23 protein-coding genes, 3 tRNA genes and 1 pseudogene are annotated in these 22,558 nt (G+C 70.6%); 13 read left to right on the forward strand and 14 right to left on the reverse strand.

The features are described 5' to 3' along the window. Positions 1–60 precede the first annotated feature (60 nt). Positions 61–2,256 (forward strand): MMPL family transporter, encoded by a 2,196-nt coding sequence (locus ACFSDF_RS06750; RefSeq protein WP_377156798.1) that lies wholly within the window; start codon positions 61–63, stop codon positions 2,254–2,256. 67 nt (positions 2,257–2,323) lie between these two features. Here the strand turns inward: ACFSDF_RS06750 and ACFSDF_RS06755 are convergent, their stop codons facing one another. Genes ACFSDF_RS06755 through ACFSDF_RS06780 form a run of 6 tightly spaced genes read right to left on the reverse strand, consistent with a single transcriptional unit; the run spans position 2,324 to position 7,257 of the window. Further along, positions 2,324–2,896 carry a hypothetical protein gene (locus ACFSDF_RS06755; protein WP_167001352.1) on the reverse strand — a complete coding sequence of 191 codons (573 nt, stop codon included), beginning with the start codon at positions 2,894–2,896 and terminating at the stop codon, positions 2,324–2,326. 21 nt (positions 2,897–2,917) lie between these two features. Continuing rightward, the gene (locus tag ACFSDF_RS06760; RefSeq protein ID WP_377156800.1) at positions 2,918–4,189 is read right to left on the reverse strand and encodes a class I SAM-dependent methyltransferase; all 1,272 of its coding nucleotides are present in this window, start codon (positions 4,187–4,189) and stop codon (positions 2,918–2,920) included. A gap of 20 nt (positions 4,190–4,209) precedes the next feature. Next, a complete protein-coding gene (locus ACFSDF_RS06765) occupies positions 4,210–5,616 on the reverse strand; it encodes an FAD-binding oxidoreductase (protein WP_243842863.1) in 1,407 nt (468 codons plus the stop codon). 59 nt (positions 5,617–5,675) lie between these two features. Further along, complete coding sequence (gene aroQ, locus ACFSDF_RS06770) at positions 5,676–6,098, reverse strand: type II 3-dehydroquinate dehydratase (protein WP_167001350.1); 423 nt, start codon at positions 6,096–6,098, stop codon at positions 5,676–5,678. Continuing rightward, entirely contained in the window at positions 6,098–6,919 is an 822-nt protein-coding gene (locus ACFSDF_RS06775) for a pirin family protein (protein ID WP_377156803.1), read from the reverse strand. The genes aroQ and ACFSDF_RS06775 overlap by 1 nt, the downstream gene beginning before the upstream one ends. After that, the gene (locus ACFSDF_RS06780; protein WP_167002283.1) at positions 6,916–7,257 is read right to left on the reverse strand and encodes a metallopeptidase family protein; all 342 of its coding nucleotides are present in this window, start codon (positions 7,255–7,257) and stop codon (positions 6,916–6,918) included. The genes ACFSDF_RS06775 and ACFSDF_RS06780 overlap by 4 nt, the downstream gene beginning before the upstream one ends. Before the next feature lie 115 nt (positions 7,258–7,372). Between ACFSDF_RS06780 and ACFSDF_RS06785 the strand changes: the two genes are divergently transcribed. The 4 genes from ACFSDF_RS06785 (at position 7,373) to ACFSDF_RS06800 (ending at position 8,508) form a co-directional block, all read left to right on the forward strand. Beyond that, a tRNA-Glu gene (locus ACFSDF_RS06785) sits at positions 7,373–7,448 on the forward strand. An 89-nt stretch (positions 7,449–7,537) separates the two neighbouring features. Continuing rightward, positions 7,538–7,614, forward strand: a tRNA-Asp gene (locus ACFSDF_RS06790). Positions 7,615–7,722: 108 nt separating this feature from the next. Continuing rightward, positions 7,723–8,331 carry a malonic semialdehyde reductase gene (locus ACFSDF_RS06795; RefSeq protein ID WP_167249200.1) on the forward strand — a complete coding sequence of 203 codons (609 nt, stop codon included), beginning with the start codon at positions 7,723–7,725 and terminating at the stop codon, positions 8,329–8,331. A gap of 100 nt (positions 8,332–8,431) precedes the next feature. Beyond that, positions 8,432–8,508, forward strand: a tRNA-Phe gene (locus ACFSDF_RS06800). Between the two features lie 100 nt (positions 8,509–8,608). Here the strand turns inward: ACFSDF_RS06800 and ACFSDF_RS06805 are convergent. Beyond that, complete coding sequence (locus ACFSDF_RS06805) at positions 8,609–9,061, reverse strand: hypothetical protein (RefSeq protein WP_167001348.1); 453 nt, start codon at positions 9,059–9,061, stop codon at positions 8,609–8,611. A 79-nt stretch (positions 9,062–9,140) separates the two neighbouring features. After that, a complete protein-coding gene (locus ACFSDF_RS06810) occupies positions 9,141–9,356 on the reverse strand; it encodes a BldC family transcriptional regulator (RefSeq protein WP_167001347.1) in 216 nt (71 codons plus the stop codon). A gap of 177 nt (positions 9,357–9,533) precedes the next feature. Here ACFSDF_RS06810 and ACFSDF_RS06815 point away from each other — a divergent pair, with 177 nt between their 5' ends. Continuing rightward, a complete protein-coding gene (locus ACFSDF_RS06815; protein WP_377156806.1) occupies positions 9,534–10,610 on the forward strand; it encodes a Glu/Leu/Phe/Val family dehydrogenase in 1,077 nt (358 codons plus the stop codon). Positions 10,611–10,651: 41 nt separating this feature from the next. On the opposite strand, the gene ACFSDF_RS06820 is transcribed toward ACFSDF_RS06815, so the two are convergent. Together ACFSDF_RS06820 and ACFSDF_RS06825 are read right to left on the reverse strand one after the other, a co-directional pair. Next, complete coding sequence (locus ACFSDF_RS06820; protein ID WP_377156808.1) at positions 10,652–11,524, reverse strand: siderophore-interacting protein; 873 nt, start codon at positions 11,522–11,524, stop codon at positions 10,652–10,654. Next, a complete protein-coding gene (locus tag ACFSDF_RS06825; RefSeq protein ID WP_377156810.1) occupies positions 11,508–12,479 on the reverse strand; it encodes an ABC transporter substrate-binding protein in 972 nt (323 codons plus the stop codon). The genes ACFSDF_RS06820 and ACFSDF_RS06825 overlap by 17 nt, the downstream gene beginning before the upstream one ends. Before the next feature lie 72 nt (positions 12,480–12,551). On the opposite strand from ACFSDF_RS06825, the gene ACFSDF_RS06830 reads away from it, so the two are divergent. The 6 genes and pseudogenes from ACFSDF_RS06830 to ACFSDF_RS06855 all read left to right on the forward strand — a co-directional run bounded on the left by ACFSDF_RS06830 (position 12,552) and on the right by ACFSDF_RS06855 (position 18,863). Then, positions 12,552–13,571, forward strand: a complete 1,020-nt coding sequence (locus tag ACFSDF_RS06830; RefSeq protein WP_377156812.1) for a FecCD family ABC transporter permease — start codon at positions 12,552–12,554, stop codon at positions 13,569–13,571. Next, a complete protein-coding gene (locus ACFSDF_RS06835; protein WP_377156815.1) occupies positions 13,568–14,644 on the forward strand; it encodes a FecCD family ABC transporter permease in 1,077 nt (358 codons plus the stop codon). The genes ACFSDF_RS06830 and ACFSDF_RS06835 overlap by 4 nt, the downstream gene beginning before the upstream one ends. Continuing rightward, positions 14,637–15,422 carry an ABC transporter ATP-binding protein gene (locus tag ACFSDF_RS06840; RefSeq protein ID WP_377156817.1) on the forward strand — a complete coding sequence of 262 codons (786 nt, stop codon included), beginning with the start codon at positions 14,637–14,639 and terminating at the stop codon, positions 15,420–15,422. Before ACFSDF_RS06835 ends, ACFSDF_RS06840 begins: the two co-directional genes overlap by 8 nt. Before the next feature lie 37 nt (positions 15,423–15,459). Next, positions 15,460–16,272 (forward strand): annotated as a pseudogene (locus tag ACFSDF_RS06845) (ABC transporter transmembrane domain-containing protein); the annotation flags it as partial. Positions 16,273–16,413: 141 nt separating this feature from the next. Beyond that, positions 16,414–17,118, forward strand: coding sequence for an ATP-binding cassette domain-containing protein (locus tag ACFSDF_RS06850; RefSeq protein WP_377156832.1), 705 nt, complete (start codon positions 16,414–16,416; stop codon positions 17,116–17,118). Continuing rightward, positions 17,115–18,863, forward strand: coding sequence for an ABC transporter ATP-binding protein (locus tag ACFSDF_RS06855; RefSeq protein WP_377156819.1), 1,749 nt, complete (start codon positions 17,115–17,117; stop codon positions 18,861–18,863). The genes ACFSDF_RS06850 and ACFSDF_RS06855 overlap by 4 nt, the downstream gene beginning before the upstream one ends. 73 nt (positions 18,864–18,936) lie before the next feature. On the opposite strand, the gene ACFSDF_RS06860 is transcribed toward ACFSDF_RS06855, so the two are convergent. The 3 genes from ACFSDF_RS06860 to purF form a co-directional block, all read right to left on the reverse strand. Next, positions 18,937–19,131 (reverse strand): DUF3073 domain-containing protein, encoded by a 195-nt coding sequence (locus tag ACFSDF_RS06860; protein ID WP_167001340.1) that lies wholly within the window; start codon positions 19,129–19,131, stop codon positions 18,937–18,939. Positions 19,132–19,269: 138 nt separating this feature from the next. Continuing rightward, a complete protein-coding gene (gene purM / locus ACFSDF_RS06865; protein WP_377156821.1) occupies positions 19,270–20,319 on the reverse strand; it encodes a phosphoribosylformylglycinamidine cyclo-ligase in 1,050 nt (349 codons plus the stop codon). 17 nt (positions 20,320–20,336) lie between these two features. Then, positions 20,337–21,851 (reverse strand): amidophosphoribosyltransferase, encoded by a 1,515-nt coding sequence (gene purF, locus ACFSDF_RS06870; protein ID WP_377156823.1) that lies wholly within the window; start codon positions 21,849–21,851, stop codon positions 20,337–20,339. Positions 21,852–21,912: 61 nt separating this feature from the next. On the opposite strand from purF, the gene ACFSDF_RS06875 reads away from it, so the two are divergent. After that, on the forward strand, positions 21,913–22,380 hold the full coding sequence (locus ACFSDF_RS06875; RefSeq protein ID WP_377156826.1) for an SRPBCC family protein: 468 nt from the start codon (positions 21,913–21,915) through the stop codon (positions 22,378–22,380). On the opposite strand, the gene ACFSDF_RS06880 is transcribed toward ACFSDF_RS06875, so the two are convergent. Beyond that, positions 22,352–22,558 (reverse strand): hypothetical protein (locus tag ACFSDF_RS06880; protein ID WP_377156828.1); only part of this gene is annotated, 207 nt, incomplete at its 5' end. The genes ACFSDF_RS06875 and ACFSDF_RS06880 overlap by 29 nt on opposite strands.

Raw genomic sequence — 22,558 nt, forward strand, 5'->3', positions numbered from 1 at the left:
CCGGAGCGCGCGAGACGGAATCGTCATGAGCGACGGATCCAGACGAACCGAGAGGTCATTATGACTACCACCGCACCACCTCCGCACAGGCAGGGCATTCGTCCCACGCGCCGCTCGCCGGTCGTGCGTGTCGCTCGCTGGAGCGCGACCCATCCGTGGCGCGCGCTCGGGCTGTGGCTGACCCTGGTCGTCGGCGCGATCGCGCTCATGGCCGTGGTGCCGATGCAGAGCATGTCCGACGACGACTACGGCATCGGCGAGTCCGGCCGCGCGGCGGAGATGATCCGCGACGCCGGGCTCGAGCAGGCGCCGAGCGAGGTCGTCCTGATCACCGCCGACAGCGGAACGCTCGATCGTACGGCCGCCGAGCAGGCGTACGAGTCGCTGCGTGTCGGCGCTGAGGGCGTCGCACACGTCGAGGCAGTCGGGCCGCCCGTGTGGGCCGAGGACGGCTCCGCGATGCTCGTACCCCTGACGCTCGAGAAGGGTGTCGACGACCTCGACTCCACGGTCGAGGCGCTGCAGGACTCGACGGCCGAGGTCGCCGCGGCGAACCCCGCCCTCGACATCGCGCAGACCGGCGGCGAGTCCATCGGGACGCAGGTTGACGAGCGTGTTGGTGAGGACCTCTCCTCCGGTGAGATGCGCAGCCTGCCGATCACGTTCCTCATCATGATCGTCGCGTTCGGCGCCCTGATCGCCGCCGCGATCCCGGTCGCGCTCGCGTTCTCGTGCGTGCTGACCGCGATGGGCCTGTACGCGGTGGTGTCCGTGCTCGTGCCCGACTCGGGGACGGTCGCGAGCGTGATCCTCATGATCGGCATGGCGGTCGGCGTCGACTACTCGCTGTTCTACCTCAAGCGCGAGCGCGAGGAGCGGCTCAAGGGTGCCACCACGATCGACGCGATCGAGATCGCCGCGGCGACGTCCGGGCGCGCCATCATCGTCGCCGGCTTCGCCGTGATCGTCGCGATGTCCGGTCTGCTCCTGACCCGCGACACCGTCTTCGCCGGTCTTGCCATCGGCGCGATGCTCGTCGTCGCCGTGGCGATGGTCGGGTCCGTGACCGTGCTGCCGGCGCTGCTCGCGAAGCTCGGCCGCTGGGTCGACCGTCCGCGTGTCCCCGGCCTGTGGCGCCTCAACCGCCGCATCGGGACGGGCGGCATCAGCAAGCGCCTCATCAACCCGGTCCTGGCGCACCCGAAGACATCGCTCGCCGTGTCCCTCGGCGCACTCGTCGCGCTCTCGGCTCCCGCGCTCGGCATGACCTTGCACCAGGGCACGATCGACACCCTCCCGCAGGGCCTGCCGGCCGTCGCGACGTTCCAGAAGGTGCAGGAGCACTTCCCGGCCGAGCGTCCGACGCTCGAGGTCGTCGCGCGGGGTGACTCCGCCGACACGGCTGCGGTGAGCACCGCGCTCGAGTCGCTGGGAGCCCAGGCGCAGTCAGACGGGCTCGCCGCCAACGCGAACCCGGTCGTGGTCTCGGACGACGGGCGCACCTCCGTCCTGCGGCTGACCGCCGTCGGTCACGAGGGCGACGAGGGCAACGAGGACGCGGTCACCGCGCTCCGCGAGACCGCGATCCCGGCCGCACTCGACGATCTCGACGGGGTCAAGTGGGTCGTCGGCGGCGACGTCGCCGAGACGATGGACTCGCAGGACGCCCAGCGCGACGCGCTCCCGCTCGTCGTCGGGTTCGTGCTGCTCCTGACGATGCTGATGATGTGGACAGTGTTCCGCAGCGGGACGGTCGCGCTGCTCACGACGGGCCTCAACCTGCTCTCCGTCGGCGCCGCGTTCGGCGTGATGACGCTGGTCTTCCAGAACACCTGGGCCGAAGGGATGCTCAACTTCACGTCGCCGGGCTTCCTCGTGGACTGGGTGCCGTTGTTCTGCTTCGTGATCCTGGTTGGGCTCTCGATGGACTACCACGTCTTCGTGATGAGCCGCGTGCGTGAGGGGATGCGCCGCGGACTGTCGACGCGGCTCGCGGTCGAGTACGGAGTCCGGGAGACGGCGAGCGTAGTCACGAGCGCGGCTGCGGTGATGGTGTCGGTGTTCGCCGTCTTCGCCACGCTGTCGATGCTCGAGATGAAGCAGATGGGCGTCGGGCTCTCGGTCGCGATCCTGGTCGATGCCACGATCGTCCGGCTGGTCCTGCTGCCGGCGGCGCTGGTGCTGCTCGACAAGCGCCTCGGCGCCCTGCGTCGCCCGGAGCGGACGGGCGAGCGCGAGCTGGTCCCGACCGCCTGACAGGTCTTGAGGGATTGCGCCCACGGACTGGGCACAATCCCTCAAGATCCGTTCGTACGGGCGTGCGTCAGGTGCGCACCGCGCCACCGACGAGGGCCTGCACGTCCCGCACGATCAGGTCGATCGGGGTGTCGAGAAGGTCCTGCGGCAGGTAGGCGACGCGCGTCCACGACCCGGCAGGCCTGCGGTGCGTCCGGATCCGCAGCACCGACGTGCCGCGCAGGGGACCACGCTGACCGAGGTTCGTGAGGTCGCCCCACGTCAAGGACGCGAGCCGTGCGGGGCCCAGGTCGGGCCACGAGACGTCGATGCCGGAGCGTCGTACGGCCAACGCCACGTCCGGACCGCCAACGCGTGGCAGGCCCGCACGGAAGCGACGGGAAGAGACGAGCGCGTAGGCGGGCACGACGCCGACCATCAGGAGCAGCACCGAAAGCCACAGCGCCACGAGTCCGAGCACCGGGACCAGGGCAAGCATGCCGAGCGCCACCAAGAGGACGGCAGCGAGAGAGAACATGTACGCCCGGATCGCTCGGGCGAAGCGCTGCTCGTACGAAGGAAGCCGCTCGAGACGAAAGCGCACGACGCCGATGACGTCGTGCGCTGTCGCGTTGCCTGGCAGGTCCGAGGAGTCCGTCACGCCCGTGAGCGTACCGCCGGATCAGCTCCCCCAGGTCGGCCTCAGCGGGAAGTCGCTCGAACCGTCAGGCGCGGTCTTGGTCGCCAGCACGTGGTGGAGCTGGATGTTGTTGCGCTCGAAGCCGATCCGCGAGCCGGCCATGTAGAGCCCCCACACCCGGGCGGTGCCGACCCCCACCTCGGCGACGGCCTCGTCCCAGTTGTCCTTGAGGTTGCGGTTCCAGTCGCGCAGCGTCATCGCGTAGTGGAGCCGCAGGTTCTCCTCGTGCTGCACCTCGAGCCCCGCGTCCTGCACCGACGTGATGATGCGCCCGGAGCCGGTCAGCTCGCCGTCGGGGAAGACGTACCGGTCGATGAACTGTCCCGCTGTCGCCCGCGCCCGGTTGTCCGGCCGCGTGATGCAGTGGTTGAGCAGCCGGCCGCCGACCTTGAGGTGGTCGCGGATGAACCCGAAGTAGGACGCGTAGTTGTGGACACCGATGTGCTCGGTGAGGCCGATCGAGCTGATCGCGTCGAATCCGGTCTCGGTGATGTCGCGGTAGTCGGAGAACCGCACCTCGGCGACGTCGGACAGCCCCTCGCGCGCGATCGCCTCCTGGGCCCAGAGCGCCTGCTGCTCGGACAGGGTCGCACCGATGACCGTCACGCCGTAGTGCTTGGCCGCGTGGCGCACCATGCCGCCCCACCCGCACCCGATGTCGAGCAGGCGCTGCCCGGGCTGGAGATCGAGCTTGCGGCAGACCAAGTCGTACTTCTCGAACTGCGCCTCCTCGAGGCTCGCATCGGCCTTGGGGAAGACGGCACACGTGTATGTCATCGACGGTCCGAGGACCAGCTCGTAGAAGCGGTTGGAGACGTCGTAGTGGTGGTGGATCACCTCGGCGTCGCGTGCCTTGGAGTGGCGGAGGTGCTCGAGCGCTCGACGCCAACGAGGCAGCGACTCCTGCGGTGGGGCCGGCGGCGGGAGCAGGTGGGAGACGCCCAGCGCCCGGACCACCTTCAGCGTGTCGGCCACGCTCGGCGCGCGCAGCCGGGTCTTCTCCATGAGCAGCACCAGCGCGTCGTACGGGTCGCCGGGATGGGCGCCTTCGATGACGAGGTCGCCGGTGACGTAGGCGCGGGCGAACCCGAGGTCGCCGGGTGCGCTCATGATGTACGAAAGTCCGCGCTCGTTCTCCAGACGCACCCGGATGGTCGCGTCGGGCGGGCCGAGGGAGCTGCCGTCGTACGCCTCGAAGTGGAAGGCGAGGTCATCGCCTTGGAAGAGGACCTCAAGCGCTTCGCCGATCGTCATGGTGGGTCTGGTCGTCACAGTCATCGACGCTTCACCGCTTTCTCGTACAGTCCGGTCAGCCGGTCCTTGGGGTCGTAGGTGGTCTTCACCTCGGTGAGGTGCGGGGTGTTGTAGAGGTCGGCGAACGTCTCCGCGTCATAGAACGCCTCCGAGTAGAGCGACTTGTGGCCGCCCAGCTCGTGGACCTTGTGCTCGACACGGCGGTTGACCAGGCCCGCCGGTGCGTCGCCAGGGACCGCGACGGTGCCCCAGAACCCGACATTGACGTACGTCGTGCCCGGCTCGAGCGGGTAGAGCGGCCAACGGGTCGCGCTGCCAGGGCCACCTGGCTCGCGCAGCCGCAGCGGGCACAGCCAGACGGGACGCATGCCGACCGCCTCGTCGAACCAGGTGAGGAACTCCGCGAGCCGGTCGACGGAGACCTCGATGTCCTGGATGACCCGCTCACGCTTCTCGATGCCGTTGCGCTTGAGCACGTCGAGCTTGTGGGCGATCGCGTACTTGGTGTCGAGGCCGACGATCCGCTGGAACACGTCACTGCGCCGATGCTTCCGTGGCCACACCCGCCGGATCAACGGATTTTGTGCACCGAACGCGCCGCTGCACCAGAACCAGTCGGTGTCCCAGCGCCAGAGGTAGTCCGCCATGGTCAGCGCATCGGTGGTCCGCTCGGCGATCGAGCGGTAGTAGATCTGCTGTCCGGTGTAGTCGCTGACCTGCTGTGGCTCGTCCGTGAACTCCGCCAGCGTCAGGAACACCTCGCCGGGCGAGAACGCCGTCCCGTCGATCGCGTCGACCCGTACGCCGTCGTGGCTTCGCGCGTCGACGATCCGTGCGATCGCGTCGGCCGCCGAGTCCGGGTCGTCGAAGCGCAGGTGACGCAGGCGCACGAACGGCGGCGCCTTCTCGAGGAGGATGCGGATGCGCGTCGTGTAGCCGAGCGTCCCGTACGAGTTGGGGAAGGCGAGGAACAGGTCGCTGTGCTCCTCACGGCTGCACGTGACCACCTCGCCGGCGCCGGTGAAGACGTCCATCTCGACGACAGACTCGTGCGGCAGCCCGCTGCGGAAAGACGTGGCCTCGATGCCGAGACCGGTGACCGCACCGCCGAGCGTGATCGTGCGCAGCTGCGGCACGACGTACGGGATGTAGCCGCGGGCCAGCGTGACCGCCACGAGGTCTTCGTAGGTGCACATGCCCTGGACGTCGGCGGTGGCCTCGCCGGTGGCGGGGTCGATGTCGACGCTCACCACGCCCGTCAGGCCCGAGACGTCCAGGCCGGGGGCGTCGGTCGCGTCCCGAGGGCGAAAGAGGTTGGTGGTGCGTTTGGCCAGCCGCACCGGTGCACCGCCAGGGATGGCGTCGTACGAGGCCTTGAGCCTGCGCACGGCGTCTTCGTGTGTCGCGTGTCCCACGAGGTCGCTCACGCACCTCAGGGTATGCACGACCCCTGACACCCGCTATACGGGTGTCCCGATTGTCAAGATCACGCCACGTAGCGCAGCGCCGCGACGTAGCCCTCGAACCCCAGCCCGACGATCACGCCGGTCGCGACGCCCGACAGGTAGGAGTGGTGCCGGAACTCCTCGCGCGTGTGCACGTTGGAGATGTGCACCTCGATCATCGGCGCGGTGAGCATCGCCGCGGCATCGCGGATGGCGACCGACGTGTGGGTCCACGCGCCGGCGTTGATGACGACGGGGTGACCGGCGTCGGCGGCGTCGTGGAGCCAGCCGATCATCTCGGCTTCGCTGTTGGTCTGCCGCACCTCGACCGTGAGGTCAAGCTCGGCGCCCGCCGCGTGGCACAGCGCGACCAGGTCGTCGTACGTCCGGTCGCCGTAGATCGTCGGCTCGCGCAGGCCGAGGCGGTTGAGGTTGGGGCCGTTGAGGACGAGGACGGTGGCCATCAGGGGTGCTCCTGGTTCGGTGCCGGTGCGGGCTCAGCGAAGTGCCACGCCAGTATCTCGGACGACGCGAGCGCCTTCACCCCCAACGGCCCCGCGCTGGACGCGCGGACTGCGTCACCCGCGTCGAGCACGGTCCCGGCCACGTCGACAGAACCCCGCGTGACCTGCAGGTAGACCAGGCCGTCCTCGGGGAGCGCGACCACGTCGCCCACGTCGAGCAACGCGGCGTGGAGCGTGACGCCGTCGCGCAGCCGCAGTACGTCGAGAAGGTAGCCGCGCGCACCCTGGAGGTCCCACTGCCGGTACGTGGGCGCGCCGGGGTCGGGATCCGCGAGCTCGTCGGCGGAGGGCGCGACCATCATCTGCAGGAAGCGCAGCGGCTCGGTCTCCGACGCGTTGCGTTCCGTGTGCTCGACACCGGTGCGGGCGCTGACGTGCTGCACCTCACCGGGCCGGATCACGCCACGTGTGCCCGTTGAGTCCTCGTGCGCGAGCGCCCCGTCGAGCACCCAGGTGACGATCTCGACGTCGCTGTGCTGGTGGCTGGCATACCCGGCACCCGGGTCGAGGCGCTCCTCGTTCACCGCGCGGAGCGGACCGAACGCGACGTTGTCGGGGTCGTAGTGGTCCCCGTACGAGAACGAGTGCCGCGTCGTGATGCCGTCGCGCCGTGTCTCGTTCCGCTCGTCGGCACGGATCACACGAGCGGGCCGCTGGTTGAGCCTGTCGAAACCCAGCCGCTGGTTGAGCCTGTCGAAACCCAGCCGCTGGTTGAGCCTGTCGAAACCCAGCCGCTGGTTGAGCCTGTCGAAACCCCTCATGCGTACCCCAGCTCGTGCAGCCGGTCGTCGTCGATGCCGAAGTAGTGCGCGATCTCGTGGGCGACGGTGATCCCGACCTCCTCGATCACGTCCTCTTCGACGTCGCAGATCGCGAGCGTCGGGTTGCGGTAGATCGTGATCCGGTCCGGCAGCACCCCTCCGTACGCGGAGGTCCGCTCGGTGACAGGGATGCCGTCGTAGAGGCCGAGCAGCGTCGGGTCGTCGTCGGGGGCGTCGTCCTCGATGAGGAGCACGACGTTCTCGAGCAGCCCGGTCAGGTCCTCAGGCAGCGCGTCGAAGGCCTGCTCGACGAGCTCGGCGAAGCGGTCCGGCGACATGTCGATCACGAGCCCCAGTGTGCCGGAGTGCCCCCACACCCCGTCCCCGGCTTTGGCACCCGGACGATGCTGCCCGTACGATGAACCGTCCGCACCGTGGCGAACGGGGCGGGGCGCCCCCTTCGTCTAGCGGCCTAGGACGCCGCCCTTTCAAGGCGGTAGCGCGGGTTCGAATCCCGTAGGGGGTACCACCACTCAAAGGGGACCCCCCGTTTTGGAGCCGCTTGGGGCGTCCGCTAAAGTGGTGCTCGCACCGCTGAGCGGTGACAACTGAAGATCTGGCCCTGTAGCGCAGTTGGTTAGCGCGCCGCCCTGTCACGGCGGAGGTCGCGAGTTCGAGTCTCGTCAGGGTCGCCATCCACGAAGGTCCGAGCCATCCGGCGGCTCGGACCTTCGTCGTTCCACGGTGACCCTTCCCACAGGTCGTTGCGGAACACACCTTTAATGATTGCCGTTTCAACAACCATGACCGCAACACTCCCCGAGTTGACGCTGCCCGCCGCCGCACAGGACCTCCTGTTCCGTGAGGCCAGGACCGCGAACGCCTTCACCGACGAGCCCGTGACCGCTGACGAGATCCGCGCCGTCTACGACCTCGTGAAGTACGGCCCGACCGCGATGAACAGCCAGCCGCTGCGCATCACCCTCGTGGCCAGTGACGAGGCGCGCCAGCGCCTCCTGCCGCACATGAACGACGGCAACCGCGCCAAGACCGGCGCCGCACCGCTCGTCGCGATCCTCTCCAGCGACGTCGACTTCCACGAGAACCTCCCCGAGGTGTTCCCTCACGCGCCGGGCATCCGCGACATGCTCCACGGCAACGTCGACGGCCGCGCCTCGATGGCCACGCTCAACGCAGGCCTCCAGATCGGCTACTTCATCGTGGGTCTGCGCGCCGCCGGCCTGTACGCGGGACCGATGACCGGCTTCGACGCCGCCGGCATCGACGCGGAGTTCTTCGGCGGAACCGCCCAGAAGACCCTCGTCGTGGTCAACATCGGCCACCCCGCCGAGGACGCGTACATGGATCGACTCCCCCGCCTCGACGAGTCGCGGGTCATCACCGTCGCCTGACCCGAACCGGTTTCTCCCGCCCCGGGCGCGCCTTGTATAGTAAGGCTCGCCCGGGTGCTCCCGGGCTGCTTCTTGAGGCGAGAGTCTTGACGAGGCAGACGGCCAGGTAGCTCAGTTGGTACGAGCGTCCGCCTGAAAAGCGGAAGGTCGCCGGTTCGACCCCGGCCCTGGCCACCACCACGATTCCCCGGCCCACGGCCGGGGAATCGTCGTTTCGGCACACAGTCGCCGGCCCGCCGTACGTACGGCGACTACCCAGGGCCCGTGCCCGCAGGCCTCAACGACGCAGCGCGCGGTAGCCGGCGTAGGCCAGCCCCACCGCGACGGCATCCTCGGCGAGCGCTGCAGGAAGGTCGGGACGGCCCGTGCGTGCCCAGGCACCTCGCCACGCCGCGCCCGCGTACGAGCCGGCCAGCGCAGCACCCGCACCGACTGCAGCGGGCACGAGACGACTCACGCCTCCGCTCCCAGCAAGCAGCGAGCCCGTCAAGGCGCCCGACGCGACGCGACCCGCCAACGGGGCGGCCTTCAGGCGGCTCGGCGTGCGCGGCAGCTTGTCGCCGACCAGCTCCGCCGCGACGCCGCTGAGGGCAGCAGCACGCGACCATGTCGACCGATTGCCGGTCGACATGCGCGCGACCACCGGCCCGAGCGTCGAGCGCCCGCCGGTCGCAGCACCGAGTACGACGCACGCGATCACGATCCGTCGCGTAAGTCTGTCGTCAGCCATCACGCATCTCCTCTGACTCTGCCTGGCCTCGAGGTCCCCCGACCCCTCGCCCGGCTCGCTCAGCCTAGAAGGTGCTTGCTCAGCTCGCGCGGCTCTCGTCCTCTGGGCCGAATCCCTCCTCAAGGAGGCGACGGACCTCCGCCTCGCGGAATCGACGGTGGCCGCCGAGAGTCCGGATCGAGCTGATCTTGCCTGCTTGGGCCCACCGCGTGACGGTTTTGGGCACAACTCGGAACATCTTGGCGACCTCGGACGGCGTAAGAAGGCGTTCCGCATCGGGGGAGTGCGAATCCATGGTTTGAATGATGCCAAACCCGCCCTTTGGAACCGAGAGGGCACGGCGAATACGTACCGAGATGTAACCGAACGTCGCAGAATTCGTACCACCCCTGTCACGCCACCGCATCCGGACGGGCACTCCTAGAGTGGACACACGACGCGGTGTGATCGACGAGGAATGTGGAGGTGGGGCGTGAGCGGTCTGCAGGTGTCTCCGTTCGGCAGCGGCCATGAGCAGGTGGTGTTCTGCCAGGACGAGCAGAGCGGGTTGAAGGCGATCGTCGCCGTGTGGTCCACGGCGCTCGGCCCGGGGCTCGGCGGGACCCGCTTCTATCCCTACGCGAGCGAGAGCGCCGCCCTCGCCGACGTGCTCGCCCTCTCTCGCGCCATGGCCTACAAGGCGTCGCTGGCGGGGCTCGATCTCGGCGGCGGCAAGGCCGTCATCATCGGTGACCCGCAGCGCGACAAGTCCGAGGCGAGGCTGCGGGCGTACGGGCGGTTCGTGGAGTCGCTGCACGGTCGCTACTACACGGCGTGCGACGTCGGGACGTTCCCCGAGGACATGGACGTGATCGCGCGCGAGACGTCGTACGTGACGGGGCGGACGACCGCGCACGGCGGTGCCGGCGACTCGTCGGTGCTCACCGCGTACGGCGTGTTCCAGGGCATGCGGGCCTGCGCCGAGTTCGTCTGGGACAGCCCCTCGCTTGCGGGCCGTACGGTCGGTGTCGCCGGTATCGGCAAGGTCGGGCGACACCTCGTGGAGCACCTGGTGGCCGACGGCGCCGACGTCGTGGTGACCGACGTCAAGTCTGCGGCCATCGAGAGCGTGCGCACCGCTCACCCGAGCGTGCGCGCCGTCGCCGACACGGCCGCGCTGGTCCGCGAGCCGCTCGACGTGTACGCGCCGTGCGCGCTCGGCGGTGCGCTCGACGACGAGACGGTGTCCGTGCTGACTGCGCGCATCGTGTGCGGCGGCGCCAACAACCAGCTGGCGCACGCCGGCACCGAGGACCTGCTGGCCGACCGGGGGGTCGTGTACGCGCCCGACTACTGCGTCAACGCAGGCGGGCTGATCCAGGTCGCCGACGAGCTCGAGGGATTCTCGTTCGAGCGGGCGAAGGCGCGTGCGACCCGGATCCACGCGACCACGCTCGACGTGCTGCACCGCGCCAAGGACGAGGGCATCGCGCCCTCGACGGCGGCCGACCGCATCGCCGAGCAGCGCATGCGTGAGGTCTCCCGGCTGCGCGGCATCCTGCTGCCCTGACCCCGACGACCCCGCAAACCGGAGGCCAGAGGGCCGGGCGCTCAGTCGTCGTCGAGGTGCAGCGCGTGCTTCAGGCGGTGCGTGATCATCCGGCGCGTCGTGACCGCGTTGCTCCGACCCTGCTTCCAGTAGCCGGAGATGTCGGCCGTCGCGCCGTTGACGAGGCCGTGCCCCTTGGCCCACCGGCGTACGGGCTTGAGCAGCCCGGCCTCACCGCCGGCCCACAGCGTCCACGGCTCGTCCGCGGGCAGGTCGAGCGCAGCGAGGAACGGACCGAAGCCGTCCGCGCCCGTGCCGTCGTCCTCGTGGAGCCAGGTGACCTCGACCCCGTCGCGTACGGCAAGCTCCTGCTGCTCAGCGGCATCCGGGACGAGCACCGCGACCCGCGCACGGACGCCCCCGGGCAGCTCCTCGAGCATCCGTGCGACCGCGGGCAGGGCGGTGTGGTCGGCGAGGATCACGCGGTACGTGAACGCGTCGGGCGTCGCGTGGCCGCAGCGCGGCCCGGCGACCCACAGCCGGTCCCCCGGCTCGACCGACTGCGCCCAGTCCGACGCGAGTCCGCCAGGGTGGACGACGAAGTCCATCCAGACCTCGCCAGCCTCCGCGTCGTACCGGCGCACCGTGTACTCCCGCGTGGGCGGGAAGGGCCGGGGCCAGTCGAGATGGTCGCCGTCGGGGACCGGGTGGCGCGTCACGCCGGTGTCGGGGTCGGGGAAGACGAGCTTCACGTGCTCGTCGGGCGTCCTCGCCTCCCAGCTCGTGCCGGCGAAGTCGCCCCCGAGCACCAGCCGCACCATGCGGGGCGTGAGCTGCTCGCGCCGCAGCACCTCGAGCTCGCGCGCCCCGATGGGGTGCTCGACGTCCTCGAGCACCGGCCCCTCGAGTGCCACCGCGTCACTGCGCCGCGGCATACGCCTCAGCCACCTTCGCGATGTCGGCTGCCTGCCGGTCGGCCGCCTCGAACGTGTAGATCGTGCCGGAGGTCAGCGGGTACGCGTGCCCGGCCGCAGCGGCGGGGAGACGCTTCCAGGACGGCATCGCGAGGAGCTTCTCGTTCTCCGCAGAGACCTCACCCCCGAGCCCCGTGTCGTAGAGCAGCACGTTGCTCGTGTTCAGGCTCGGCAGGTTCTCCGTCGCGAGCTCGGCCGAGTAGCGCTCGGGGTTGTCGGTGTAGGTCGGGTTGTAGCCGAAGCCGGCCGCTTCGAGGCGGCGGTACGTGAGCGACTTGCTCGTGTCGACGTAGAGGACGGACTCGGAGTAGCCGAGCGACGTGGCGCTCGCATCGGCCAGCGCGTCACCGTACTGGTCCTTGATCGCGGCGAGCCTCTCGTTCAGCGCCTTGTCCCGCTCCTCGAAGTCCGTCGTCTTGCCGACCAGGTCGGCGACAACCGGGTAGTTGTCCCACACGTCGGTCGGCTCGGCGATCTTGAGGATCACGGTCGGCGCGACCTCCGAGATCGCCTCGTAGTCGATCCCGAGGCCGCCGTTGTCCATCCCGATGATGAGGTCGGGGTCGGCCTCGATGACCTTCTCGACGTCGATGCCCTCCCAGCTGCCGATGACCGGGGTGTCCTTCACCTCCGCGAACTGCTCGGCCGGGATCTCCTCGGCCATCAGCTCGGCCTCGAGCTGACCGACGGGCTTCACACCGAGCTCGGTGAGCATCGCGCCGGTCCGCCAGAGCGCGACGACGCGCTTCGGCTCGGTCGGGATCTCGATCTTCTCGCCCGTGAAGGACGACTCGACCGTCCGGGTCTCGCCCTCGCCGGCGGCAGCCTCGTCGTCGCCCCCGCCACAGCCGGAGACGGCCAGCGCCGAGGCGGCCAGCAGCGCGGCCACCGTCTTGAGAGAGCTTCTGGGTCGCATGTCACTCCTCGTCCTCGACCGGCTTCGCACCCGGTCGCATCATTCGATGATTGGTGAGGCTAACCTAAGCTAGTGAGGACGCCATCTCCCGGGTCGCCAGCCGGACGCCACACGGCACTGGCCGTCGCCCTGCTAGCCGCGACGGTCGTGGCCGCCGTCGTCAGCCTCGCGGTCGGGAGCAGGACCATCGGCTTCGGCGAGGTGCTGGGCGCACTGTTCAGCGACGTCGACTCCGACAATGCGACGGTGATCACCTCCCAGCGGCTTCCCCGTACGGTGCTCGCGCTCGTCGCGGGGGCGGCGCTGGGTGTCGCCGGAGCGCTCATGCAGGGCCACACCCGCAACCCGCTCGCCGAGCCGGGGCTGTTCGGAGTCAACGCCGGGGCCACGTTCGGCGTCGCGGTGCTGGTCTTCGTCTTCGGCGTCGAGGCGAGGGGAGCGACGGTCGTCGCTGCGCTGGTCGGCGCGGGGACGGTGTCGGCGGTGGTCTTCCTTCTCGGCCTGGGCAGCCTGCGCCGAGGCGCGATGGTGATGCTCGCCGTCCTTGGTACGACGATGGCGGCGCTGCTGTCCGCCCTCACCTCGGCGCTGATCCTGCTCGACCGTCAGACGCTGGACGTCCTGCGGTTCTGGGAGGTCGGCGCGGTCTCGAACCGTGACCTCGACCTCGCGGTGCCGCTGCTCGCGATCGCGTGCGTCGGGTTCGTGCTGGCCGCCGCGAACGCGTTCTCGCTCAACGCCCTCGCGCTGGGTGAGGACGTCGCCCAGGCGCTGGGGACGCGGGTACGCCGGGCGCGCGTGGTCGGGATCGCCGGCGTGACGATGCTGGCGGGCGCGGCGACCGCGGTGTGTGGTCCGATCGCGTTCGTGGGCCTCGTCGCGCCGCACGTCGCGCGGGTGCTGAGCGGGCACGACTACCGCTGGCTCGTGCCGTACGCGGCGCTGATCGGCGCCGTCGTCCTCACGGCGGCCGACACGTTCGGGCGCGTCGCCGCGCCGCCCGGCGAGCTCCAGGCAGGTGTGGTGGTCGTGGTGGTCGGGGCTCCGTTGTTGATCGCGATCACACGGCGCCGAAGGCTGGTCGCGCTGTGAGCGCGCGTCAGGACCGCGTTGTGAGCGCGCGGGCGGGCGTCCGGTTCGGCCCGTTCGGCATGCTCGTACGCCGCCGGGCCGCGCTGTGGGGCGTGGGCGTCGTCGCCGTGCTGGTGGGGACGACCTTGTTCGCGGTGTTCACCGGCACGCTCGACCTACCCGCCTCGCGAGTGTGGGCGACGCTGCTCGGCGAGGGGTCGCGGGTGGACGAGCTGGTCGTGATCGACCGCCGTCTCGTACGGGCGGTGGTGGCCGTGCTCGTCGGGTTCGTCCTCGGCCTGAGCGGCGCGCTCACCCAGACCGTGACACGCAACCCGATCGCGACGCCCGACCTGCTCGGCGTGACGGCGGGCGCGAGCGCCGCGGCCGTCCTCGTCATCACGCAACCGTGGCTCGTCGAGACGATCACGGGCACCGCCACGGTCTCGCTCGTCGCTCCGGCCGCGATCGCGGGCGGCCTGCTGACGACGGCAGCGATCGTGGGCCTGGCTTGGCGGGGCGGCTTCGACGGGATGCGCCTGGTTCTGGTGGGACTGGGCGTGAACGCGATCGCCCTGGCGCTGGTCTCGTGGGGCCTCATGCGTGCCGACCTGGAGAGCGCGGCGGTCGCGACGCGATGGCTGACCGGGTCGCTGTCGGGGGTGCGCACGGCGGACCTGTGGCTGCTGCTGCCCGTCGTCGTGCTGGCCGCCGCGTGCAGCGTGGTCCTGTCGCGCGACCTCGGCGCCCTTCGCCTGGGCCGCGACGTGGCCGCGTCGTTGGGGACCCGACCGGCACGCGCGGAGGCATACGCGGTCGCGCTCGCCGTCGTGGCGGTCTCGGCAGCGACCGCGGTCGCCGGTCCTATCGGGTTCGTGGCGTTCGTCGCGCCGCAGGCTGCTCTGCGCCTGTTCGGCACGGCGGGTCCGACGCCGCTGGCCGCCGGCCTGGTCGGTGCCGCGGTGGTGCTGGTGTCCGACCAGGCAGCGCAGCGGCTCCCCGTCGAGCTCCCGGTGGGGGTCGTCACCGCGGTGATCGGCGCGCCTGCTCTGATGTTCCTGCTCATCCGCTACGTACGGAGAACCAGTGTCTAGTCCGCTCCGCGCCGAGGGCGTGGTCGCCGGCTACGGCGGTCGCGACATCTTGCACGGGATCACGCTCGACATCCCGGCAGGTCAGGTCACGACCGTGATCGGGCCCAACGGCTGTGGCAAATCCACGCTCCTGCGCACGCTCGCGGGCCTGCTGCGTCCGCACAAGGGCCAGGTGCTCCTCGACGGGGAGCCGCTGTCCTCGATCAAGCCGCGCGAGGTCGCCCGGACGATGGCTGTCCTCCCCCAGAGCCCGGTCGCGCCCGAGGGCATGAGCGTCGGCGACCTGGTCGCGCGCGGGCGGCAGCCGTACCAGCCCTGGTATCGCCAGTGGTCGGCCGAGGACGAGCGGATCGTCGCCGACGCCATGGCGGCGACCGGCGTGGAGGAGCTTGCCGACTCCGCCCTCGACGAGCTGTCGGGCGGCCAGCGCCAGCGCGCGTGGATCGCCATGGCACTCGCCCAGGACACCGACCTGCTCCTCCTCGACGAGCCGACCACCCACCTCGACCTCGCGCACGCGGTCGAGGTGATGGACCTCGTCGTCCGGCTGCGCCGCGATACCGGCCGCACGATCGTCGTCGTGCTCCACGACCTCAACCTCGCCGCCCGCTACAGCGACCACCTCGTCGTCATCGACAACGGGCACGTGGTCACGCAGGGCACTCCCGCCGAGGTCATCGAGCCAGGCCTCCTCGCGAAGGCGTTCGGGCTCTCGGCCCACGTCTTCCCCGACCCGGTCGACCGCCTCCCGACGGTCATCCCCACACTCCATGGCTGAGGGCAGGCCGCTGACCGGCGGCGGGATCGTACGGCGCATGGTGCGCCGCAACACCGGTCGCCTCAGCGCCTCGTTCGCCCTGCTGTGCGTGTGGCAGCTCAGCGAGGCGCTCGTGCCGATCCTGATCGGTGTCATCATCGACCGCGCGATCGCGCCCAGCGACACCACCGCCTTCGTCGTCGGCGCAGCCGGCCTGTGCCTGCTGATGGGCACGCTCAGCTACTCCTACCGCTTTGGCGCCCGGATCGCCTTCAACGTCGTCCAGCGCGAGGAGCACGCCCTGCGCATGGAGGTCGCCGCGCACGTCTTGCACCCGCGCGGAGCCCGTACGGGGATGCTGCCGGGCGAGACGCTGTCGATCGCGACCGGCGACGCTCAGGCGGCCACGCTGGTCGTCCGCTGGATCGGCTTCACGGTGAGCTCGACGGTCGTCCTCATCGCGGCCGCGGCGTACCTGCTCTCGATCGACGTCGTCCTCGGCGTCGTCGTCCTCGTGGGGGTGCCGACCGCCGTCGGGCTCTCGCAGCTGATCAGCCCGTTCCTCGCCCGCCGCTTCAGCACCGAGCAGCAGGCCGTCGCCGAGGCCTCCGGCATGGCGACCGACCTCGTCCAGGGCATCCGCCCGCTGAAGGGCATCGGTGCGGAGCGCGCGGCGAGCGAGCGCTACCGCCGGTCGAGCCGTGGCGCCGAGCGTGCGGCCGTGGGGACGGTACGAGGCTGGGGCGCGATGGGCGCCATCACCAAGGCCCTCAGCGGCGTGCTGCTGGCAGCCGTCGCGCTCGTCGCCGGGCTGCGCGCGCTCGACGGCGAGCTGACGCTGGGGCAGTTCATCGCGATCGTCGGTCTCACGCAGTTCCTCGCCGAGCCCGTCGAGCTCGTCGCGCACATCGGCGCGCAGTTCGCGACCTCGTACGCCTCGGCGAAGCGCGTCGCCGCCTTCCTCGCGACCCCCCGCCTCGTCCCGCCGGGCACCGGGTCACCCTCTGCCGAGATGCCGTACGTCCTCGAGCTCACCGAGGTGGGCGGAGGCAGGCTGCGCCACGTGGACCTGCGCGCGGAGCCCGGCGAGCTCGTCGGCGTCGTGGTCGACGACCCGGCGGCCTCCGACGCGCTCGTCGACCTGCTCGCCGCCGAGGCCGAGCCTGAGTCGGGAGCCGTCCTTCTCGGCGGTACGCCGCTGACCGCGCTCGACGTCGACGCGCGCCGCGAGGTGCTGCTGACGGCCCGGCACCAGGTCGACCTGTTCGACGGCACGGTCGCCTCCAACGTCGACCCGCACGAAGCGCTCGACGACGCCGCCGTCCGCTCGCTCCTCGAGACGGTCGCCGCCGACGACCTCGTCGCCACCCATCCGGCAGGCCTCGCGCGGCCGGTCCGCGTCGACGGCGCGCTCTCGGGCGGCCAGCGCCAGCGCCTCGCCCTCGCGCGGGCGCTCGCGGCTGACGCACCGATCCTCGTGCTCCAGGACCCGACGTCCGCGGTCGACGCCGTCACCGAGCAGGAGATCGCCGCGCGGCTGTTTGCGCGCCGGCACCACGACGGGTCCCCGCGCGCGACGGTGGTCTTCACCAGCAGCCCCGCGCTGCTCGCCGGCGCAGACCGGGTGGTGGTCGTGATCGACGGTCGTACGGTCGCCTCCGGGCGGCACGCCGACCTGCTCGACCGGCCCGACTACCGAGAGCTGGTGCTGCGATGACCCGCCGCATCCTCCCCATCGCCTCCCGCCGCGACACGACGCGTCTTGCCTGGGCGCTGCTGCGCCAGCGGCGCGGACCGCTGATCACCTCCGCGGCCGCGTTCGCGCTCGCAGGCGCACTAGGCCTGGTCGCCCCGTGGGTGCTCGGCGACCTCGTCGACGTGATCAGCGACGGCGACGGCGACCGTACGACCGTCCTGCGCGGTGCCGCCGTGATCGCCGCCGCCGGGCTCGGCGCAGGCCTGTCCGCCGGGGTCGCCATCGCGGCGCTCGGCCATGCCGTCATCCCCGCGCTCGCTCGGCTGCGCGAAGAGGTCGTCGCGCGCGCCCTCGACCTCGAGCCCGACCGTCTGGAAGAGGCCGGGCGCGGTGACGTGCTCGCACGCGTCGGCGACGACGTCCGTACGGTCAGCACCTCGCTCGACGAGGGCGTCCCGATGACGATCGATGCACTCGTCGCCATCGGGTTCACCGCCGTCGGCCTGTCCGCCCTCGACTGGCGGCTCGGGCTTGCCGGCCTGTGCGCGATCCCGGTCTATGCGCTGGGGCTTCGCTGGTACCTCCCCCACTCCGGGCCCCGTTACCGCGCAGAGCGGGTCGCCGAGGGCGAGCGGGCAGAGGCGCTGCTGACAGGCCTGCAGAGCGCCTCGACCCTCCGCGCCCTGCGGTACGAGGATGCCTGGCGAGGACAGATCGAGACCCGGTCGTGGCAGGCGGCAACGGTGGCGATCGACGTCTTCCACCTGCTCACCCGGTTCTTCGCGCGGAGCAACAGGGCTGAGCTCATCGGCCTGCTCATGGTGCTCGGAACGGGCTTCTTCCTCGTACGAGGCGACCTCGCGACGGTCGGCGCGGCGACCACGGCCGCGCTCTTCTTCCACCGGCTGTTCAACCCGATCGGCGGGCTGCTCGCGACGTTCGACCAGGTGCAGGCGGCAGGCGCCTCGTTGGCGCGACTGGCCGGGCTGGCGCTGCTCCCCGCGAGCGCCGCCGCGAGCCCGCCGGTGACAGCCACGCGTCCCGCCCTCGACCTGGCGGCGATCCACCACCAGTACGGCGAGGGCGACGAGATCCTCCACGACGTCTCCCTGCACGTCGCACCCGGCGAGAAGGTCGCTCTCGTGGGCGCGACCGGTGCGGGCAAGAGCACGCTCGCGCTGATCGCAGCAGGGCACCTCGTCCCCTCCCGCGGCAGCCGCACGCTCGACGGGACCTCGTACGACGACATGGGCGCGCAGGACGTCCGAGCCCGCGTCGCACTCGTCACGCAGCAGGTCCACGTCTTTGCCGGCACGGTGCGTGACAACCTCACGCTCGCGGCCCCGGAGGCCACCGCCGACGCAGTCCAGGACGTGCTGGAACGTACGCGCGCGAACGGGTGGGTCGCGGCGCTTCCGGACGGCCTCGACACGGTTGTCGGGGCGCACGGGCACGCCCTCACGCCCGCCCAGGCGCAGCAGATCGCTCTGGCCCGCGTCCTCCTCGCCGACCGCCCCGTGGTCGTGCTCGACGAGGCCACCGCCGAAGCCGGATCATCCGGCGCGCGTCAGCTCGACGACGCAGCAGCGGAGGTCCTGCGCGGGCGTACGTCGCTCGTCGTCGCCCATCGCCTGAGCCAGGCCGTCACCGCCGACCGGATCGTCGTCCTCGACCACGGCAAGGTCGCCGAGGAGGGCACGCATCAGGAACTGCTCGCCTTCGGCGGCCAGTACGCCACGCTGTGGTCGTCCTGGTCGCGCGCCTGATCTCCGGGGAGATCGCCCGGCCCCACACGTGACGCAGCCCGCGGGGATTCCCGGCGGGCTGCGTCAACGAATGTCAGTTCGGGGGGCCTGTTTCGCTTTCGGCGAAGTCGGCGTACTTCTCGAGAAGCTCGGGGTCCGGCTCTTCGACCTGGCCGTCGGGCTCACCATGGAGCTCGCGCTGCAACTGGTCGAAGTCGGTGTCGAGCGTCTGATACTTCAGGTTGCGTGCAACCTTCGTCTGCTTGGCTTTTGCACGGCCGCGCCCCATAGGGTCCGACCCCCTCGCGAAGTCTCGGAATGTGGTTTCTCGTAGGGGTAAGGCTACCTGTTCGCCCCAAGGATGCGCGAACCGACCCGGCGGCTTGCCTCCGGGGACTCCGGGGCGCCGTCAGGTGTGTGACATAGATCACACTACGCGGTAGTCACCGACCAGCTCGACCTCTCCGCCTGCACTATCAAGCACCTCGCCGCACGGCCACGCGTCCACTCCCTGGGCGCTCAGGACCTCGACGGCACGCTCAGCATCGGCGGCACCGACGAGGGCGACCATGCCGACTCCCATGTTGAGCGTCTGCTCCAGATCCGCACGACTGACCGGCCCGAGCTCGCCCACAAGACCGAACACAGGACCCGGCGCCCACGTCGAACGCTCCACCCGGACCGACAGGTGCTCCGGGAGGACCCTCGCGAGGTTGGCAGCAAACCCGCCGCCCGTGATGTGCGACATCGCGTGGACATCCGTACGGGCTGCCAGCTCGAGGCACGGCTTGGCGTAGAGCCGCGTGGGCGTCAGCAGAGCCTCGCCCAGCGTGGAGCCGAGCTCGGGCACCTCGCGCTCGAGATCCCAGCCGGCGACGTCGAAGAACACCTTGCGCACCAGCGAGTAGCCGTTGGAGTGCAGCCCGGACGACGCCATCGCGATCACGACGTCACCCGCCTCGACCTTGTGGGCGCCGAGCAGCGACTCGGCCTCGACCACACCGGTCGTGGATCCTGCGATGTCGTACTCGTCAGGCCCGAGCAGGCCAGGGTGCTCAGCCGTCTCGCCGCCGAGCAGCGCGCAGCCGGCCTCCTCGCACGCCTGGGCGATGCCCTTGACGATCGCGGCGACCCGCTCCGGCACGACCTTGCCGGTCGCGATGTAGTCGGTGAGGAACAAAGGCTCCGCCCCGCAGACGACGAGGTCGTCCACGAGCATGCCGACGAGGTCGTACCCGATCGTGTCGTGCACGTCCATGCGCTGGGCGATCACGACCTTGGTGCCGACACCGTCGGCAGAGGTCGCCAGGAGCGGGCGCTCGAACCGCTTGAGCTGCGAGGCGTCGAACAGTCCGGCGAACCCGCCGATGCCGCCGAGGACCTCGGGGCGGCGAGCCTTCTCGACCCACTCCTTCATCAGCTCGACGGCCCGATCTCCAGCCTCGATAGAGACTCCGGCGCTTGCGTACGACGTCACGTGCGACCCTCCGCCGCTCAGGGGTTGACCATGGTCACGGAGACGCGGTCGTCCGCGTGCTCCTCGGGCTCGAGCAGGTTCTTGCCGACGAGGCTGCCCTCGGGCAGCGGGACGGGGTACTCCCCATCGAAGCACGCGCGGCACAGGTTGGCCTTGGGGACGTTGGTGGCGTCGACCATGGCCTCGAGCGAGATGTACGACAGCGAGTCGGCGTCGATCGAGCGGCAGATCTCCTCGACGGAGATGCCGTTGGCGATCAGCTCGGCACGCGTCGCGAAGTCGATGCCGTAGAAGCACGGCCACTTCACCGGCGGGCTGGAGATGCGGACGTGGACCTCCGCCGCACCGGCCTCGCGAAGCATCCGTACGAGCTGGCGCTGGGTGTTGCCGCGGACGATCGAGTCGTCGACGACCACGAGGCGCTTGCCGGCGATCACGTCGCGCAGCGGGTTGAGCTTGAGCCGGATGCCGAGCTGGCGCAGCGTCTGGCTCGGCTGGATGAACGTACGGCCGACGTAGGAGTTCTTGACGAGCCCGTGGCCGAACGGGATGCCCGAGGCCTCCGCGTAGCCGATCGCGGCCGGCGTGCCGGACTCCGGGACCGGGATCACCAGGTCGGCCTCGACGGGCGCCTCGGCGGCGAGCCGGCGCCCGATCTCGGCGCGGACCGAGAAGACCCGCTGCTCGGAGATCTGGGTGTCGGGGCGCGCGAGATAGACGAACTCGAACACGCAGCCCTTCGGAGCGGGCTCGGCGAAGCGGTGCAGACGCAGCCCGTCGGCGTCGATCGCGACGAACTCGCCGGGCTCGATCTCGCGGATGAACGAGGCGCCGACGATGTCGAGGGCCGCCGTCTCCGAGGCGACGACCCAGCCGCGCTCGAGGCGGCCGAGGACCAGCGGGCGGATGCCCTGCGGGTCACGCGCGGCGTACAGGGTGTCGTTGTCCATGAAGACCAGCGAGAAGGCGCCGCGCAGCTGCGGGAGCACCTCGAGCGCCGCATCCTCCAGCGAGAGGCCCTCGTACGAGGCCAGCAGCGACGCCATGACGGCGGTGTCGCTCGTCGCGAACTCCCGGACACGTCCGACGAGCTCGGAGCCGGACTCGGCCGTGCGCTTCTCGAGGAGGTCGGCGAGCTCAGCGGTGTTAGTGAGGTTGCCGTTGTGAGCGACGGCGACCGAGCCGTGGACGGTGGGCCGGAACGTCGGCTGCGCGTTCTGCCAGACGCTCGCGCCGGTGGTCGAGTAGCGGTTGTGGCCGATCGCGAGGCTGCCCTGCAGCGACTCCAGCGTCGCCTCGTCGAACACCTGCGAGACCAGGCCCATGTCCTTGTAGACGAGGATCTGCGAGCCGTTGCTCACCGCGATGCCCGCCGACTCCTGGCCGCGGTGCTGGAGGGCGTAGAGCCCGAAGTACGAAAGTTTGGCTACTTCTTCGCCTGGAGCCCAGACTCCGAAGACACCGCAGGCATCCTGGGGGCCGACGTCGTGGGGGTCCAGGTCGTGGGTCAGACGACCGTCTCCGCGAGGCACGCCTCAAGTGTAGGTGTCGAACCCGAATGCGCCGCATCGGCGACCCCTTCACCCTGGACCCATGGATGCAGACCGACTACGAGCCGTCCGCACGATCGACGCCTCGGCCGCCAAGATCTTCGCCGTACTGACCGATCCGTACGAGCATCCGGCGCTGTCGGGCGCGGGCGACGTGGTCGCGGTCGTGGCGGCGGAGGTCCCGCTGCGACTGGGCTCGGAGTTCCGGATGAGGATGCGGCGCGGACTGCCGTACGAGACGCGCAACGTGGTCGTGGCCTACGTCCAGAACCAGACGATCGCCTGGCAGACCACGATGCTCGGCGGGCTGGTCGGAGGGCGCGTGTGGCGGTACGACCTCGAGGTCGTACCGGCGGGGACGATCGTCACCGCCACGTGGGACGTGTCGGAGGACAAGCAGCGTTGGCTGCTGCTGCGGGGCGGCGTCGGGGCGAAGACACAGCGTCAGATGACGCGCTCGCTCGCTCGCCTCGCGGGGCGGGTCACCGGCTCGGGCGGTCCCAGAAGATGAAGAAGATCGCAATGATCAGGATGGGGATGCCCACCGCGACGGCCCCGACGACGGGTTGCGGGATGTTCACGGCGGCGTAGATCTGGTCGAGCGGCACGTCCTCCAGCGTACGTGGGGTCTCGACAGGCTCGACCGCCGGACCTCCGCCGGTCGAGCCTGTCGAGACCCCCACCGCCGG

This window comes from Mumia zhuanghuii (assembly GCF_042681565.1).
In the GTDB taxonomy this organism is placed as follows: Bacteria; Actinomycetota; Actinomycetes; order Propionibacteriales; family Nocardioidaceae; genus Mumia.